The 1,632-nt window shown below is 56.7% G+C and carries 2 protein-coding genes; both read left to right on the forward strand.

Annotation, left to right across the window (positions count from 1 at the left end; translation table 11 throughout):
- The first annotated feature begins 115 nt into the window (after positions 1–115).
- A complete protein-coding gene (locus AC1DRJ_RS26930) occupies positions 116–304 on the forward strand; it encodes a hypothetical protein (protein ID WP_477804828.1) in 189 nt (62 codons plus the stop codon).
- 284 nt (positions 305–588) lie between these two features.
- The coding region (locus tag AC1DRJ_RS26935) for a DUF1538 domain-containing protein (RefSeq protein ID WP_477804829.1) at positions 589–1,632 on the forward strand (1,044 nt) is incomplete at its 3' end.

Consider the following 1,632-nt stretch of genomic DNA (forward strand, 5'->3'; position numbering starts at 1 on the left):
CAAGAGCGGTTAGAGGCTATAGCGCAGCAAATCATGAGCGGCATGCCGTGCGCAAAGATGAAGTAATCTTGGTGCAGCGGTGAATTGTAGTAGATCGGGATTGAGGGTTAACGGTATGGCGCACTCGCTTCACTATCAGATAGGTGAATCCATCCGCGCGATCGAAGCCGAGGTGGGGAAGCTGCTCGATTTGGCTGCAACGCTCAAAAATGCAGGGGATGATGAGTTGGCTGGGGCAGTCTCACTGCAGGCGCAAAAACTTATTGAAGCGGCGGTAGGGCTTAGAATGGCTATGGCTGAATGACGGCCAGAGTGATGCCTGAAAGTGCACCCATTCGGTTAGCTGACAACGCGACTTGCAGGATCGATAGCACGAGCAAAGGGAAAATTCTGACTGGTTTGAAATGTACAGGGTCGACAACTGGAAAGGTAAGAACCGGCAACATGACTTAAGTCATCATCTTACTTGCCGAAGTCAGGCAAAATTCTACGTGGCAGGAAAAGAAAACAGAACTTTAGCCAGACTCGTGACAATACGAGACCGCCTGTTGGTCGTAAACCCGTAGATCAACCTCAACAGATGACCCTATGAAAGACTCCATTCGCTACGCCGACTACTTGCATAAGATCGGGGCCGGTCGCCGCGAAATACCCATGCGCCAACTAGTATCCGCACCAGTGCGCGATGCCGATGGCCGGTGGCAGGCCGCCCCTTACAAAGCTGCGAAATTGCGTGGAGGCGAGATTGCCGCCATCCTCAAACCCTATCTCAATGTCCGGCTGATGGAGCAACTTCGCGCCGTGGTGCCGCTGGCCCTGTACTTGGTGCTGTTTCAGATCATCATCCTGCGCCAGTTGGTTGAGGACTCCCTGCTTGTCACGGGAGGCCTGTTCGCCGTGATCGTCGGGCTGATGCTGTTCATGGAAGGGCTGAAACTCGGCCTGATGCCATTCGGCGAAATAATCGGCAGCAACCTTCCGCGCAAGTTATCCCTGCCTGTGGTGTTGCTGGTTACCCTGCTGCTGGGCATCGGGGTGACATTTGCAGAACCCGCTATCGGCGCGCTACGTGCAGCCGGACAGAATGTTTCTGCGCAGCACGCGCCCTACCTCTGGGCAATACTCAATCAGTGGACCAGTGAATTGGTCTTGGTTGTGGGGGCCAGCGTCGGTCTGGCCGCTGTAACCGGCACGCTCCGCTTCCTCTACGGATGGAGCCTGAAGCCGTTGATCTATTTATCGCTGGCGCCTGTTCTGCTGCTGACGGTGTATATGAGCAGCGATCCTGAGCTTGCAAAGATTATTGGTCTGGCCTGGGATGCTGGCGCGGTTACCACTGGGCCGGTCACTGTACCGCTGGTGCTGGCGTTGGGCATCGGTATCGCCGCTGCCGCTGGCAAGGGCGGTTCCGGGCTGTCCGGTTTCGGTATTGTCACCCTGGCCTCGCTGTTTCCCGTCATCGGGGTAATGCTGCTGGGCCTGTACGTGGCGGCTATCTCCTCCCCGGCGGAAATCATCGCCGCGGCGCAGGCCGCTACCAGCGCCGGACAACTGGCTGCAGACTGGCACACGGTCAGCCCCGGACTGGAGATTGTTTCAGGAATACGGGCCATCGTGCCTTTGGTGATCTTC

This window comes from Pseudomonas sp. P5_B2 (assembly GCF_056400445.1).

Coding starts and splice junctions, on each gene's coding strand:
- AC1DRJ_RS26930 (WP_477804828.1), top strand. CDS start 116: ATGGCGCACTCGCTTCACTATCAGATAGGTGAATCCATCCGCGCGATC.